The following is a 13,989-nucleotide window of genomic DNA, read 5'->3' as shown; positions in this document are numbered from 1 at the left end:
CCTGGAATTCAAACTATGTTCCAAGATAGCCGGAAGATTAAGTAGCCAAATTCAATAAGATCAGAATATAATTCTTTTAATTACACCCCGCGATATTAAACACAATAAGTCTTAGTGTTTTATTAAAAATACCTGCAGAAACTTTGAGGCAGCGGCATTTCTTGTGAAATGAAAAAGCTAAAGTTTCTGCAGGTATTAGGTTTAAAGATCGAATTTTATCCCCTGGGCTAAAGGTAATTCAGTAGTATAGTTAATCGTATTTGTCTGTCTTCGCATATATACTTTCCATGCATCAGAACCACTTTCACGTCCACCTCCTGTCTCCTTTTCTCCTCCAAAAGCTCCACCAATCTCGGCGCCCGAGGTACCAATATTTACATTGGCTATACCACAATCACTGCCGGCGACTGAAAGAAAATTCTCGGCTTCCCTTAAATTATTGGTCATAATGGCCGAGGAAAGTCCCTGAACAACACCATTTTGAATCTTTATCGCATTTTCTACATCACCTGAATATTTTATCAAATAAAGAATAGGTGCAAAAGTTTCATGTTGTACTATTTCATAGTTGTTATCCGCTTCGGCAATGGCCGGATATACATAACAACCACTTTCGTAACCTTCCCCCTCTAAAACACCGCCTTCCACGATCAGGTTTCCACCTTCGGCCACTACTTGCTCAAGGGCCTTTTTATACATAGCTACGGCATCTTTATCTATTAAGGGACCTACATGATTATTCTCGTCCAGCGGGTTCCCAATACGCAATTGTTTATAGGCAGTAACTAATGAATCTTTTACCTGGTTGTAAATAGATTCATGTATGATAAGTCTTCTTGTAGAGGTGCACCGTTGGCCTGCTGTACCAACCGCTCCGAATACTGCTCCGATAACTGTCATTTTTATATCCGCATCCGGGGTAACAATAATTGCATTATTACCACCTAATTCAAGGAGAGATTTACCTAACCTAGCGGCAACTGCCTGGGCAACAATTTTTCCCATGCGAATAGAACCTGTTGCGGAAATTAAAGGAACTCTAGCGTCATTTGTCATCATTTCACCAACTCTATAATCCCCATTTATCAAACAGGAAATACCTTCGGGAAGTCCATTTGCTTTGAATACCTCAGCGGCTATATTTTGACAAGCTATACCACAAAGTGGCGTTTTTTCTGAAGGCTTCCAAACACAAACATCGCCGCAAATCCATGCAAGTGCTGTATTCCAAGCCCAGACAGCGACAGGGAAATTAAAAGCCGAAATTATTCCTACTATTCCCAAAGAATGGTATTGTTCATACATTCTATGTCCTGGTCTTTCTGAATGCATAGTCAGTCCATGCAATTGCCGAGAGAGCCCTACAGCAAAATCACATATGTCTATCATTTCCTGTACTTCGCCTAGACCCTCCTGATAAGACTTCCCCATTTCATAAGATACTAACTTACCTAAGGGCTCCTTTAATTCGCGGAGTTTATCACCAAACTGGCGGACAATTTCGCCTCTTTGAGGAGCGGGTTTTAATCGCCAAAGATGAAAAGCTTTAGAAGCAGTCTCTATAACTTTTTCATAATCGTTTTGGGACGTGCTTTTAACTTTACCAATTAAAGCACCATCTACCGGGGAATATGATGCGATAATTTCCCCTGAGGAAAAATAATCGGAACCGGTTGAAGTGCCATTATTGATTTCCTTTATTCCTAATTTTTCTAATGCTTGGTCAATTCCAAAATCCACGGCTACTAGTGTCATTTTATAACTTTTAAAAGGTAATTTGTTAGATTCTGACAAAGCTACGAATAATAGTGATTATGTAATCCGAAAGTTATGGAATCTTAGGCCTGATTAATAAAGATTAGAAGCAGTGCAATTAAGGCAGGTAATGCTTGCACAATGAATATTTTTTTATCCGCAGTTAGAGCCCCATAAATGCCGGCAATTGCAACACAACTCAGAAAAAATATAGAAATATTTGCATTCCAAAATATATCCTGAATAAAAAAAGTCCAAATAAGGCCAGCAGCTAAAAATCCGTTATACAGGCCCTGGTTTGCTGCCAGAGATTTTGTTGGTTCAAACATGTCCTTGGGGAATTTTTTAAAGATCTTTTTACCCCTGGTAGTCCAGGCAAACATTTCGAACCAAAGAAAATATAGGTGCAGTGCTGCGACAATTCCGATAAAAATAGTAATCGTAAATTTCATTGTTTATCTTTCTTCTATAGCAGTAAACCTGGCATCAACAGGCATAACTGTTCCGCAATTATCACAGGTCCTTAACTCTTCAGAGCCGTAGAAATATAAAAAATGTGGTAAAAAGTCCTTTTCAATATCGTGAAGTGTAAAATAAGTTTCGTAAAGTTTATGGTTGCAATTATCGCAAAACCAAAGAAGACCGTCCTTTATTTGCATATGGTCCCTTTTTCGTTCTATTACCAGGCCAATGGAGCCTGCATGCCTTAGAGGAGAATGTGGGACTTTTGCAGGATGCAGATACATATCGCCAGGCCCCAGTTTCATAGTTTTTTTTTGTCTGTCTTCCTGGACATGTATTTCTATATGCCCTTCTAATTGAAAAAAAAGTTCCTCTGTTTCGTTGTAGTGATAGTCTTTTCGCGCATTTGGGCCGGCAACGATCATGACTATATAGTCATCGGCATCTTTATATAAATTCTTATTTCCAACCGGAGGTTTTAGTAAGTCTCTGTTTTCTTCAATCCACTTGTAAAGATTAAATGGAGGTATTATTGCCATTGTTTTCTAATTATTAAGGAATGTTATTGGGAAATACTAAAAGTAATATTCCCTATCAAATGTAAGAAAAGAAAATTTTCCGGAGTAGATTATCGGTAGAACAACTGAGTAAAATAGAATTTACCACTAGAGTCTTTTTTTACGCTTACGGCAGTATGCGTAAATTCACCTTCAATTGTTTTACGATGATTAGGACTTTCAAGCCAATTCTCTAAAGCTGTGGCAGCATCCGGATAATCTTTGGCAACATTTTCGGCTACGTATTCAGCATTAACTTCACTGGAAATTCTGGAGGCTCTTGAACTAAAGTTGTCATGACTTAAACTGCCTTTGGCAATCATATAATCGGTATGAGTATTGGCATACTCATAGGCAACTTTACTATAAAGTAATGATGAATAACCCAAGCTGATTCTATGGTCATTCACTATACCTAAAAGTTCCTGTTCCACCAATACGGCATTTTCAGAACTCGGGATATTTGTATTTTCAATGGACTCAGTATTACAAGATCCAGCCAACAATACAAATAAAACCGAGACAGCTATAGGCAATCTCATTTTCATATAGTGTTCTATTTGTAAGTAGGGTAAAGGAAGAGTGGGGTGTTCTCTGAGATCTTATTAAAAAGATCATCTAGGTAATATTAAAGAAATTATGAAAAAGGCGTATGAAAAACCTTTTTTTTTCGATGAACTGCACTTTTTATCAATTATCAGTCATTAAATACTTCAATTACGTTTCCAAAAACCAGAGCACCAATATCTCTGACGGGTTTATAAAGAATAGATTCTGCAACCGTATTATTTTCAATTAGATTAAATGACCAACTTGCACTTTCAAAAAAATACAAAAGCGTACCGAGGATAACGGCAGTTTTTAATACACCAAATAAACCACCTGCAAGTTTATTGAGTAATCCAAGCATAGCAAAATCTGCAATTTTAGTAAGTATTTTTCCAGCCATATTCACCAGAATGACAATAGCCAGAAAAGTAATAATAAACGCCGTCAAATTAATGTAATTTTCATCCCAGTCCATATTTTGAGAAAGGTAGCTCCCCGTTAAGTAAGAAAATTGAATTGCACCATAAAGCCCAATAATAACAGCGGCGAGCGAGGCGATTTCAACAAAGAGTCCATTTTTCAGACCTTTATAAAGGCCATAAGCCAGTAATAAACCCAAAATAATATCCAGAAGATTCACGGAAATTCGTTTGCACAAATATAGAATTTTGATTTGTACCTTTGATTTTTTAAAAGAAGGGTTCAGGTTTAATTTTAATTTTTAAATCATTTTTGATACTAAAAATGAGTAGAGATAGTCAATTAAAAGATAGGTGGGAAGAACTCATTAAGAAATTATCTGCCAGGTTTTCCGATGGAGATCCAATGGATATAGATGGGATAATATACCTTATTGGCATCCAGGAGTTGGGTCAATATCACAGGGAGTATAAAAAGGATGAGAAAGTTAATCTGATGCATATTGCCATTTGCAGACTATTGGAACCCTATGGCTACTATGAGTTTGAGTTTTTTGATGAGGAAGGTTGGCCACATTATAGTGTCAAGGAGACACTTCCGCCTTTAAAAGCAGGAGAGCAATCTGTATTAATGAAAGAGGCAATAGTGAATTATTTTGTAGAACGAGCTTTTATTTTATAAACCGTCATGATAAAACCCTATTATGCCGTAATCTTTACCAGCACCAGGACTTACGGGGATAAAGGATATGGCCTAATGGCCAAGCAAATGGAAGAACTGGCCAAAAAGCAACCTGGTTATTTGGGATTTGATAGTGCAACAGGGGAACTTGGGATATCTGTAAGTTATTGGGAAAGCCTGGAATCTATTTCAGGATGGAAATCAAATCTTAAACACCTGGCTGCACAGGAACTTGGGAAAAAAGAATGGTATAAATGGTACAAAATAAGAATCTGCCTTGTTGAAAGGGAATATGAATTTACTGCCGCATCTTAAAACAAGCTATCATTTTTTTGTTCAATATTTCAACGGTAAATTAAAGATAACATTTGCTTAAAACCTGTGCATTTGTATTGGGGGTATAAACCTTTACATTTGTAATAGGGTATAAATAATTAGATACCTTGAATTGCAAAACATGAAGGAGAACGTACCATTTTCAAACCTGGACCGGAATAAAATCATTCAAAACCTAACCAAAACCAAATTCGATCTTGTAATAATTGGAGGTGGAATTACAGGAGGGGGTATTGCCCTTGACGCAGCTGCAAGGGGACTAAAAGTGGCTCTGCTAGAAAAGGGGGATTTTGCATCAGGGACGAGTAGTAAATCTACTAAGTTAATTCATGGAGGCCTTCGATATCTTAAGCAATTTGATTTTTGGTTAGTTAAAGAGGTTGGATCTGAACGGGCCATAGTACACAAACTCGCGCCGCATCTGGTACTTCCCGAAAAAATGTTACTTCCTTTAATTGATGGTGGGTCTTATGGAAAATGGCTTACATCTATTGGGTTAAAGGTCTATGATATTTTGGCCCAGGTATCAGGCGATGACAAGCGTAAAATGCTTGAAAAAAAAGAAGCATTAGAACTGGAGCCCTTATTGCCAAAGAAAAAATTAAAAGGGGCCGGTTATTATGCTGAATATCGCACAGACGACTCCAGGCTTACAATTGAAAATATAAAGACTAGTCTTTCATTCGGTGCGATTGCATTGAATTATGCAGAGGTCTCGGCCTTTGATTATACTGACAATATTATTTCAGGGTTACATTTTAAGGACCTTATGTCCGGTCATGAATTTACTATTAAATCAAAATATGTGATAAGTGCTGCCGGCCCATGGGTAGATGAATTACGAAGTTTAAATAACTCAAAAAAGGGAAAACGCCTTCATCTGACAAAAGGAGTTCATTTGGTATTTCCACATACAAAATTACCTGTAAATCAATCTGTTTATTTTGACGTTCCTGACGGACGGATGATTTTTGCAATCCCCCGTGGTAAAATAACCTATGTGGGTACAACAGATACTAACTATGATCAGGATAAAGACAATGTTAAACTGGATTTGGCAGACGCCCTTTATTTAATTTCCGCCGTTAATAATATGTTTCCTAAAATTCAATTGGAATTGGACGATATTATCTCTTCCTGGGCTGGTTTGCGACCCTTAATCCATGAAGAGGGAAAATCTACCTCCGAATTATCCCGTAAGGATGAGATATTTATTTCAGATACTGGTCTAATAAGTATGGCTGGAGGCAAACTTACCGGGTATCGAAAGATGGCAGAAAGAGTCGTAAACCTGCTATCCAAAAAAATGGAAGAGGAAGAAGGAATTGAGCTGGCGGAATGTACAACGGTACAGATCCCTCTATGTGGCAATGATTTCAAAAAATCCAAACACGTCAAAAAGTACATTTCAGAAATATTTCAGCGAATTGGAGCAGATGGTTTTACAGAATATGATGCCTGGTATCTGGTAACAACCTATGGCAAGCAAACCGAGGTTATTTTGGAGGATTATTCAATTCAGAAAGATAAAGATCCCTACATAAGAATGGCCAAAGCCGAACTTCATTATGGAATTAATTATGAGATGATAACTACTCCCATGGACTTTTTTATCCGCAGGACGGGTCGCTTATATTTCGATATTGAGAGCATACCATTTCTATTGGATCCGATTCTGGGTGAATTCAAGTCAATTTTTAAATTGGATGATTCACAAATCCGGGCCTGGAAAGAAAAAATGCTGCAAGAAATACATGAGCATTCTGTTTTTTCTTTGGACAGGGGTTAATGCTATTTTTCCATTACTCCGGAACCTTTTTCTAATACTTCAGTCACTCCGGGTACTGGAATTGGATAAAAGCCATTCTCATCAGGTATTACGGGAGGCACAGTATCCCAACTATATGTTTCAGGCATTAGACTCCTTCCTTTGTTCAAGGCATCTTCAAAAGTGATTAACTGCCCTGAATAGGTGGCCATTCTCCCAAGAATTGCTGTCATAGTTGTTTTTGCAGCATGTTCTGCATCACTTATAACTCCTCCAGCTTTAATAGAAGCGAACAAGGCATCATGTTCTGTCTGATAAGGATTCGGATCATTATTCCCCTGATGTTCATAAATGGTGCTGCCATCATAGCCGGTAATAATGCCTTTATTCTGTGAATCGGTGTAAATTTTTCCCTTAGTACCCATAAAACTTTCGGACACATTGTCTAAACAACCTTTTTGATGTCTGCACTGACTGGAAATTACCGCACCGGAGGGATAAGTGAATTCCACAAAATGGTGGTCAAATATCTGGCCGAATTCTTTTCCTTTTCTCACTTCTCTGCCACCCATCCCCTGGGCATGTATGGGGAACTCCCCAATAAACCAATTAGCAACATCTATATTGTGAATGTGTTGTTCTACGATATGATCACCACATAACCAGTTAAAATAATACCAATTCCGCATTTGATATTCCATTTCTGTTTGGTTTTCCTGACGCTCTTTCACCCATACCCCAGAACTGTTCCAATACACCTGTCCTGAAACGATCTGGCCAATTTTATCAGCTCTTATCTCTTCAAGGCATGCTAAATAATTCCTTTGATAATGTCGTTGCAGTCCAACCACAACATTCAGTCTTTTCATTTTCGCAATTTTGGCAGTTTCCAATACGCTTCGTATTCCCCGGGCATCCGTAGCTACTGGTTTCTCCATAAAAACGTGCTTATTTTTACTTATTGCATACTCAAAATGAATAGGCCTGAAACCAGGTGTAGTAGTTAGTATTACCACATCTGCTTTATCAATAGCTGCTTTATAGGCATCAAAACCCTGGTGTTTATCTTCATCTTTAACCGCAATTTTATCTGTATCAATAAATTTTTTGGATAAAATTTCATAACAGTTATCCAATCGATCCTGAAATGCATCGGCCATCGCAACCAATTTTACATTTTCTTTGGTGCTCAAGGCTTGCGCGGCGGCGCCGGTACCTCTGCCACCGCATCCAACCAGTGCAATTTTAATGGCATCGTCCCCAAGGACATGTGCTGAAGCTGCGACGTCTAAAGGGACAGCTAATATTCCACCTGCTGCCAGAGCAGTGTTTTTGCAAAAATTTCTACGGGTAAGGGCTTGCTTTTTATTTTCCATTTTTAAAGTTTTTAATAATCATCAATTGCGGTAAGCCAATAAGCCTCAATTTCTTCCTTTGGAGGGGTTTCTTTCGGGCGAATAACTCTAAAGCCAATATTTGGGGCATTGGTAAACCACCAGCGGCTTTTGGGAATTTGAGGGTCAATTCTTTTCCATTCTGCTGAAGAGCCTATCCGGGCAGATGATCTGAGCACTGTAGCGGAATCCATCCAGGAGCCCCCTCGAACAGATCTTGGATATAGTTTTGTAGGTTTTACCCAAGGATTGTCGGTCGTTTTTCCTGATCTATTGGCATATGTATCAGCAGCGTATTGGTCCATGGTCCATTCAGCAACATTTCCGTGCATATCATAAAGGCCATACTTATTAGGTTGCTTAGCACCTACTTGCTGATATTTGCCTTCACTATTGTATTCGTACCAGGCATAAATATTTAATTCCAGGGGGTCATCACCAAAATAATAGGCGGAAGTACTACCCGCCCTGGCCGCATATTCCCATTCTGCTTCTGTGGGCAGTCTATAGAAATTCCCTGTTTTTGCGCTAAGCCATTTGCAAAATGTTATTGCTGCATATTGGGTGATATTTACAACTGGATACCCCTTTTTACCCATGCCGTGACTCATATCTACATATGGGGTTGTTGCGGAAGATATGGCATCAATATCTATAGTAACTTCAGTACCTAAATCTTTCAATCCAAAAGTATCGATTTGTCTCTCTAAAAAAAGTTCATATTGATCCCATGTTATTTCAAACACACTAATCCAGAAATCATTTACCAAAACCTTGTGTCGAGGTTTTTCATCTTCTTTATGGCTATCACTTCCCATGAAAAATTTACCTCCTTTAATAGGGTTCATTTTAACAGTAATTTCACTTCCTGGAATTTCTTGCGAATAAGCAATGAAGGAATTTATTTTTTTTGTCATTTCCGGAGATTCAGAGCTTCCATCAGAAGTGAAAGCCATGGTTAAAAAAATGACAGATACCGCTATAAAAAGAATGATATATTTTAGATTCATTTCAAAATATTTAGAAATAACGTGGCACCAAAATATTTCTAAAATATTCATTTAGAAGCTAATAAAAAAATTTCAGGCTCAATCTAATTTATCTGTAAGTGCTTTGAAAGTTATTTTGGCGCTCTTCTGGTTATAAAGTATATCATATACTGCATCAATAATTGGCGTCTTAACTTTCTTTTTAAATGTTGATTTTAATTTATAGGCACTTTCGGTTGCATAATAACCTTCTGCTATCATTTTCATTTCCATCATAGCACTTTTTACTCTATACCCTTTGCCAATCATATTTCCAAACATCCTGTTGCGGCTAAAAGTTGAATAACCTGTAACAAGTAAATCTCCTAAATAGGCAGAATTGTTAATATTCCGTTTCATCTTGTGAACCCTGAAAATATAACGCTTCATTTCGCGGATGGCATTGCTCATTAAAACAGCTTGAAAATTATCGCCATATCCTAATCCGTGAGCTATACCTGCTGCTAACGCGTAAATATTTTTAAGCATTGCAGCATATTCGGTTCCTATGATATCATCAGAAATCTTGGTTTTAATATAATGGCTGTTCAGATGTTCAGAGAGCATCCTGGCCTTTGCAGTATCCGCGCAGGCTATTGTTAAATAGGACAGGCGCTCTAAAGCTACTTCCTCAGCATGACAGGGACCTGTAATCACCCCAATATTTTCAATTGGGATACCATATTTTTTATGAAAATGCTCACCAACAATTAAGCCTGTTTCCGGAACAATTCCTTTGATAGCTGAGAATATAATTTTATCCCTTAAAGGGATAGTAAGTTTTTTGAGTTCACTCTCTAAAAAAGCAGATGGAATTGCAAAAATCAACAGATTGGCCATAGAAACCGCCTCGTCCATATTATTGGTAAGGACTAACTGTTTCAGTTGAAACTCAACAGAAGTAAGATAATTTGGGTTGTGTCTATTGGCTTTTATATACTCTAAAGCATCCTCATTGCGCATATACCAGATTACTTTATCCTGGTTTTCTGTGAGCATTTTTACAATGGCTGTTGCCCAGCTTCCACCACCCAGAACTGCAATTTTTAATTCTTTTTCCATCAAATTAAATTAGACCATCAAATGTAACTAAAAAAAGTAACGGCTTACTTAATTGATAATCATGAGTTTATAACAATTTGCATGTAAGTATATTTTAACATAGACTATCAAACGTTCAATTTAGAAAACGATGAAATGCTCAAAACTTTAACACTGGTTTACCTGTTTCTGTACAATGAAAACTTTGGATTATGCGTTATTTAAGATAGTAGAGAATGGTATGCTAATGAAAAATTATTTTTGGTTGGTTATTTAGTTAGAAACCGCCCCGGATTAAAATTCAGGGCGGTTTTTTTGTGTTATCAATAATTTTGGTTGCTACTAGTAAAGAAAAACTATTTAGGAGGTTAAGTGTAAAAGTAAATTTCCCGGAATTTGGGTATTGATTATAGTTGTCTTTTGAGGTATCTTTTTTTAAAATCAGAAGGATTTTCTGCAGTAATTTTTTTAAAAGCACGATTGAAATAGGAAAGACTTTCATAACCACAGTCGTAGCAAGTCTCACTGATATTTTTTCCTTTCAAAAGCAAACGCTTTGCCTGGCTTATGCGATATTGGTTTAAAAAAGAGGTAAAAGGACTACCCGTGGCACCTTTAAAATATCTGCAAAAAGCCTCTTTACTCAAATTGCAAAGCGCAGCCATTTCTTTAAGCTCTATTTTTCTTTGGTAGTTTTCATCTATAAAGGCATAAATGTTTTTTAAACGGTCCTGTTGTTTTTGACTGTATTTATTTATTACCGGATAATCATGCAACAATACATATTCTTTAGTGGCAGCTAAAATTGAGAAGATATGCAATACTTCCAGAAACTGTGTAAAAGGACTCAAAACATGAAGTTTTTTCAGCCTCGAACCAATAGTTACTTTGGTATTTCCCGTGAAGGCTATTCCATGCTGTGATTTTTCAAAAAGTTCAAATACATCTGATAGCTCCGGGATTTCAGTAAATATTTTGTTCTTGAATGCTGAACTAACATGTAAAACTTCTTTTTTGTACTCGGTCTGTATGCCATAATCAAAGTTTAGATGGGGTATGTTTGACCCTATTAACACCAGATCGCTATGTTCATATTGAGAGATATGGTCTCCTACATGCCTCGTTCCATTGGCACCTTCTATATACACCAGTTCATATTCCGGATGAAAATGCCAATAGAATAAATCATTCAACCTGGGATTGTGTAGTAATCGGAAGGAGCTTTTAGCATCCGGATTTATTTGTTCTAATTGAATTTTCAAATCAAAAATTTAACAAAGTTGTTATTATGGACTGTAATAATGACAGAAAATATCAATATAATTCAAATATTGATCAAAATCAAGGTGGAGATCAGCATTTGATCTATTTAGTTTTGACTATCTTTTAATCACAATACTGAATTATTATGGAAAAAGCAGCATCCAAACTGGAAATGGCCAATAAGGCCCATAAAGATATTCCTGGAAACCCTTCAACAGCAACAAGTAGCAAAATAGAATTAAATGATCGGTCTAATAAAGTTCCTTTAAGGGTTCTTAGCGAAAAGGACTGGGAATTTTGGAAGCATAATGGCTATATAGTAATTAAAAATGCGGTCCCTGTAGCCCAGGCAAAGGCAACAGCAGATTTTTTGTGGGAATTTGATGAAAAGGACCCTAACGATAGTGAAACATGGTATGCTCCACCAAGGGCTGAAATGCAAATGAAAGAACTAACAGGAACAGGGATGGTTGAGGTTTACAATAACCAGCACCTATGGAATAACAGGCAAATGCAACGTGTGTATGATGCTTTTGTTGACGTTTGGGGGACCGAAAAATTATGGGTTACAATTGATAGGGCAAACCTTAACTTTCCTCAAAGGCCGGGATTTGAAAGGAAGGGATTTATTCACTGGGATTATGACCCTGAAACTAAACCACAGAATGTGCAGGGAGTATTGGCACTTGCAGACCAAACGGATGAGAATATGGGAGGTTTTCAATGCATTCCATGGTTGTACCGGAATTATAATAGTTGGAAGCTTACACAACCAGAAGATCGGGATCACTTTCAACCAGACATTTCAGAATTAGAGGATAAAATTGTAAAAGTAAAACTGGAAATTGGTGATCTTCTAATTTTTAATAGTACGCAGCCACATGGGATCAGACCAAATAAATCTGCGGATAAAGTTAGGATTGCCCAATACATTTCTATGATGCCTGCAGAGGAAGAAAATGAAGAACTAAGGCAATGGCGCATTAATTCCTGGAAAAACAGAATAGCCCCTGAAGGTTATGCATTTCCAGGTGATCCAAGAAATTGGGAACAGGTAAAATACGATACTGCTAAATTATCTGAACTTGGAAAGAAATTATTAGGGCTGAATCACTGGTAATTTATGAAATCCATAATTCTTTTCAATTAAGGCTTTTAACAGTTAATAAGTCCTATTTTTGCCCCCTTAAAATACACAGGGTTTGAAGAAGTACTTAAATCTATTTGATTTTTCACAAAAAGTAAATTACAAAACTGAAGTCCTATCTGGATTAACTGTTGCGTTGGCTTTGGTTCCAGAGGCCATAGCATTCGCTCTTATAGCGGGCTTATCCCCATTAACTGGTTTATATGCAGCTTTTGTGATGGGGCTGGTTACTTCTATTCTGGGAGGTAGACCTGGAATGATTTCCGGAGCAACAGGGGCGGTAGCAGTGGTCATAGTTTCACTTGCCATGGATTACGGTGTGGAATACGTGTTTGCCGCGGTGATATTGGCCGGAATAATGCAGTTGGCAGCTGGATTTCTTCGTTTAGGCAAATTGATGCGCCTTGTGCCTCATCCTGTTATATTTGGATTTGTAAACGGTCTGGCTATCATTATTTTTATGTCGCAGTTAGACCAGTTCAAGTTGCCAGATGGCTCATGGTTATCTGGTAGCACCTTGTTTGTTTTTTTAGGATTAGTTTTAATCACAATGCTGGTAATTTGGGGATTACCCAAACTAAGTAAAGCAGTTCCTGCATCCTTGATTGCTATCCTGGCTGTTTTTGGGCTCGTTCTTGCATTCGATATTGATACAAAAACAATTGGCGATATTGCCTCTATTCAGGGAGGTTTTCCGCCCTTTCATATCCCGGAACTGCCTTTTACTTTAGAAACCCTGCAGATCATTTTTCCTTATGCAGCTATAGTTGCCGGGGTTGGGCTAATAGAGAGTTTATTGACCCTCAATATTATTGACGAAATTACAGAAACACGCGGGCGCGGTAATAAAGAAGCAGTTGCCCAGGGAACAGCAAACATACTTTCCGGACTCTTTTCCGGGATGGGTGGTTGTGCCATGATAGGCCAAAGTTTAATCAACACTTCCAACGGCGCAAGGGCTAGATTATCAGGTATTGTGGCTTCGGTGATGCTCCTTGTCTTTATTATGTTTGGTGCTGATTTGATTGAAAAAGTGCCTATGGCTGCACTTACAGGATTAATGATTATGGTAGCACTTGGAACATTTGAGTGGGCTAGTTTGCGTACTTTTAGAAGAATGCCGAAATCTGATGTCCTTGTAATGATATTAGTTACCCTGGTTACAGTTTTTCTTCATAATCTGGCGCTGGCTGTTTTGGTTGGTGTAATTATCTCTGCTCTTGTATTTGCCTGGGACAATGCTAAGAGAATACGCGCAAGAAAATCTATTGACGAGAATGGAATTAAGCATTATGAGATCTATGGGCCGCTATTTTTTGGATCCGTGACTTTGTTTAATGAAAAGTTCGATGTTCTTGAGGACCCGGACGAGGTTATCATAGATTTTAAGGAAAGCAGGGTAGTAGATATGTCTGCCATTGAAGCGTTAAACAAAATAACGGAACGCTATCACAAAGTTGGGAAGAAGGTACATTTAAGGCATTTAAGTGAGGATTGCAGGCGCTTGCTAACAAATGCAGATGCTATAATTGACGTAAATGTCCTGGAGGACCCTACGTATAAACTGGCAATAGATAAGGTCTGACAC

At 37.8% G+C, this 13,989-nt stretch carries 14 protein-coding genes; 5 read left to right on the top strand and 9 right to left on the bottom strand.

Annotated elements, in window-relative coordinates; all coding sequences use genetic code 11:
• Window positions 1–201 precede the first annotated feature (201 nt).
• The 5 genes from Q0874_RS02050 to Q0874_RS02030 form a co-directional block, all read right to left on the bottom strand.
• Window positions 202–1,755, bottom strand: a complete 1,554-nt coding sequence (locus tag Q0874_RS02050; RefSeq protein ID WP_299158747.1) for an aldehyde dehydrogenase family protein — start codon at window positions 1,753–1,755, stop codon at window positions 202–204.
• 83 nt (window positions 1,756–1,838) lie between these two features.
• Entirely contained in the window at window positions 1,839–2,207 is a 369-nt protein-coding gene (locus Q0874_RS02045; protein ID WP_299158745.1) for a DUF1304 domain-containing protein, read from the bottom strand.
• A 3-nt stretch (window positions 2,208–2,210) separates the two neighbouring features.
• Entirely contained in the window at window positions 2,211–2,756 is a 546-nt protein-coding gene (locus Q0874_RS02040; RefSeq protein ID WP_299158742.1) for a 3-hydroxyanthranilate 3,4-dioxygenase, read from the bottom strand.
• Between the two features lie 89 nt (window positions 2,757–2,845).
• On the bottom strand, window positions 2,846–3,322 hold the full coding sequence (locus Q0874_RS02035; RefSeq protein WP_299158739.1) for a CAP domain-containing protein: 477 nt from the start codon (window positions 3,320–3,322) through the stop codon (window positions 2,846–2,848).
• 149 nt (window positions 3,323–3,471) lie between these two features.
• The gene (locus Q0874_RS02030; protein WP_367275382.1) at window positions 3,472–3,981 is read right to left on the bottom strand and encodes a CvpA family protein; all 510 of its coding nucleotides are present in this window, start codon (window positions 3,979–3,981) and stop codon (window positions 3,472–3,474) included.
• An 86-nt stretch (window positions 3,982–4,067) separates the two neighbouring features.
• Between Q0874_RS02030 and Q0874_RS02025 the strand changes: the two genes are divergently transcribed.
• From Q0874_RS02025 to Q0874_RS02015, 3 genes are all read left to right on the top strand, one after another.
• Entirely contained in the window at window positions 4,068–4,424 is a 357-nt protein-coding gene (locus Q0874_RS02025; protein WP_299158736.1) for a hypothetical protein, read from the top strand.
• Between the two features lie 6 nt (window positions 4,425–4,430).
• Window positions 4,431–4,739, top strand: coding sequence for an antibiotic biosynthesis monooxygenase (locus tag Q0874_RS02020; protein ID WP_299158734.1), 309 nt, complete (start codon window positions 4,431–4,433; stop codon window positions 4,737–4,739).
• A 142-nt stretch (window positions 4,740–4,881) separates the two neighbouring features.
• On the top strand, window positions 4,882–6,549 hold the full coding sequence (locus tag Q0874_RS02015) for a glycerol-3-phosphate dehydrogenase/oxidase (protein WP_299158733.1): 1,668 nt from the start codon (window positions 4,882–4,884) through the stop codon (window positions 6,547–6,549).
• 2 nt (window positions 6,550–6,551) lie between these two features.
• Here the strand turns inward: Q0874_RS02015 and Q0874_RS02010 are convergent, their stop codons facing one another.
• The 4 genes from Q0874_RS02010 to Q0874_RS01995 all read right to left on the bottom strand — a co-directional run bounded on the left by Q0874_RS02010 (window position 6,552) and on the right by Q0874_RS01995 (window position 11,253).
• Window positions 6,552–7,904 (bottom strand): Gfo/Idh/MocA family oxidoreductase, encoded by a 1,353-nt coding sequence (locus tag Q0874_RS02010; protein ID WP_299158730.1) that lies wholly within the window; start codon window positions 7,902–7,904, stop codon window positions 6,552–6,554.
• Window positions 7,905–7,915: 11 nt separating this feature from the next.
• Complete coding sequence (locus Q0874_RS02005; RefSeq protein WP_299158727.1) at window positions 7,916–8,932, bottom strand: SUMF1/EgtB/PvdO family nonheme iron enzyme; 1,017 nt, start codon at window positions 8,930–8,932, stop codon at window positions 7,916–7,918.
• Between the two features lie 78 nt (window positions 8,933–9,010).
• Window positions 9,011–10,012: an NAD(P)H-dependent glycerol-3-phosphate dehydrogenase gene (locus Q0874_RS02000; protein WP_299158724.1), complete on the bottom strand. Its 1,002-nt coding sequence runs from the start codon at window positions 10,010–10,012 to the stop codon at window positions 9,011–9,013.
• A 386-nt stretch (window positions 10,013–10,398) separates the two neighbouring features.
• Entirely contained in the window at window positions 10,399–11,253 is an 855-nt protein-coding gene (locus Q0874_RS01995; RefSeq protein ID WP_299158721.1) for an AraC family transcriptional regulator, read from the bottom strand.
• A 146-nt stretch (window positions 11,254–11,399) separates the two neighbouring features.
• Here Q0874_RS01995 and Q0874_RS01990 point away from each other — a divergent pair, with 146 nt between their 5' ends.
• Both Q0874_RS01990 and Q0874_RS01985 read left to right on the top strand, forming a co-directional pair.
• Window positions 11,400–12,374, top strand: coding sequence for a phytanoyl-CoA dioxygenase family protein (locus Q0874_RS01990; RefSeq protein ID WP_299158718.1), 975 nt, complete (start codon window positions 11,400–11,402; stop codon window positions 12,372–12,374).
• Between the two features lie 82 nt (window positions 12,375–12,456).
• Entirely contained in the window at window positions 12,457–13,986 is a 1,530-nt protein-coding gene (locus Q0874_RS01985) for a SulP family inorganic anion transporter (RefSeq protein ID WP_299158715.1), read from the top strand.
• Window positions 13,987–13,989: the final 3 nt, after the last annotated feature.

Origin of the sequence: uncultured Eudoraea sp., assembly GCF_947490415.1 — a bacterium.
GTDB lineage: Bacteria > Bacteroidota > Bacteroidia > Flavobacteriales > Flavobacteriaceae > Eudoraea.
This window is presented reverse-complemented; position numbering and strand designations above follow the sequence as displayed.

Excerpts from the sequence above, each read along its gene's own strand:
- Q0874_RS02050 (WP_299158747.1), bottom strand. The coding sequence starts at position 1,755 with ATGACACTAGTAGCCGTGGATTTTGGAATTGACCAAGCATTAGAAAAA.
- Q0874_RS02045 (WP_299158745.1), bottom strand. The coding sequence starts at position 2,207 with ATGAAATTTACGATTACTATTTTTATCGGAATTGTCGCAGCACTGCAC.
- Q0874_RS02040 (WP_299158742.1), bottom strand. The coding sequence starts at position 2,756 with ATGGCAATAATACCTCCATTTAATCTTTACAAGTGGATTGAAGAAAAC.
- Q0874_RS02035 (WP_299158739.1), bottom strand. The coding sequence starts at position 3,322 with ATGAAAATGAGATTGCCTATAGCTGTCTCGGTTTTATTTGTATTGTTG.
- Q0874_RS02025 (WP_299158736.1), top strand. The coding sequence starts at position 4,068 with ATGAGTAGAGATAGTCAATTAAAAGATAGGTGGGAAGAACTCATTAAG.
- Q0874_RS02020 (WP_299158734.1), top strand. The coding sequence starts at position 4,431 with ATGATAAAACCCTATTATGCCGTAATCTTTACCAGCACCAGGACTTAC.
- Q0874_RS02015 (WP_299158733.1), top strand. The coding sequence starts at position 4,882 with ATGAAGGAGAACGTACCATTTTCAAACCTGGACCGGAATAAAATCATT.
- Q0874_RS02010 (WP_299158730.1), bottom strand. The coding sequence starts at position 7,904 with ATGGAAAATAAAAAGCAAGCCCTTACCCGTAGAAATTTTTGCAAAAAC.
- Q0874_RS02005 (WP_299158727.1), bottom strand. The coding sequence starts at position 8,932 with ATGAATCTAAAATATATCATTCTTTTTATAGCGGTATCTGTCATTTTT.
- Q0874_RS02000 (WP_299158724.1), bottom strand. The coding sequence starts at position 10,012 with ATGGAAAAAGAATTAAAAATTGCAGTTCTGGGTGGTGGAAGCTGGGCA.
- Q0874_RS01990 (WP_299158718.1), top strand. The coding sequence starts at position 11,400 with ATGGAAAAAGCAGCATCCAAACTGGAAATGGCCAATAAGGCCCATAAA.